We start from the raw sequence: 793 nt of genomic DNA on the forward strand, positions 1-793 counted from the left end.
GAAAAAGATTACGAACTGATTCAAGAGATTTTTTACCGAAAAGAGAAAAAACGTGGAGCTCGTTTTATCAAAATGGAGTTAGAAAATACAAAGGGGATTTGTATGAATCTCAAGCGTATTTACCGTATTATGCACAAGTATCATCTCGTAACGAAGATTCGTCGGGCGAATCCTTATAAACAGATCGCAAAAGCGACACAAGAACATAAGACCTGTCCCAACCTTTTGAACCGCCAATTTCATCAGGGAGAACCGGAACAAAAGATGGTAACCGATATTACATATTTATTTTATGGGAAAGGGAAAAAAGCATATTTATCGTGTGTAAAAGATTGTAAGACACGAGAGATTTTAGCCTATCACATCTCTCCCTCTTTACAAATAGAGATCGTCTATCAAACACTCGAAAAATTGAAAGTGAGATTAGGAGGCACTATTCATCCAGAAGCTCTTCTTCATTCCGATCAAGGTGTTCATTACACGCATCCGGAGTACCAAAAGCGAGTAAGAGAAATGGGGCTCAGACAATCTATGTCACGTAGAGGAAACTGCTTAGATAACGCTCCAATGGAATCCTTTTTCGGTCATATGAAGGATGAATTAAATTATAAGTGTTGTCAAACATTCCAATCCCTTCAACAAGTGATAGACGAGTACATGCAAGATTATAATTATGATCGTTATCAATGGACACTCAAAAAAATGGCTCCGGTACAATACCGGAACCATCTTTTAAGTGCTTGATTTTTAAAGGTCTTTTTATTAAACTGTCCATTTTATAGGGTACAGTTCA

1 protein-coding gene is annotated in these 793 nt (G+C 37.1%); it reads left to right on the forward strand.

The features are described from left to right. The coding region (locus MR058_RS22885; protein ID WP_242145939.1) for an IS3 family transposase at positions 1-744 on the forward strand (744 nt) is incomplete at its 5' end. Between the last annotated feature and the right edge of the window lie 49 nt (positions 745-793).

This window comes from Bacillus cereus group sp. BfR-BA-01430 (genome assembly GCF_022663115.1).
Taxonomy (GTDB): domain Bacteria; phylum Bacillota; class Bacilli; order Bacillales; family Bacillaceae_G; genus Bacillus_A; species Bacillus_A cereus_BD.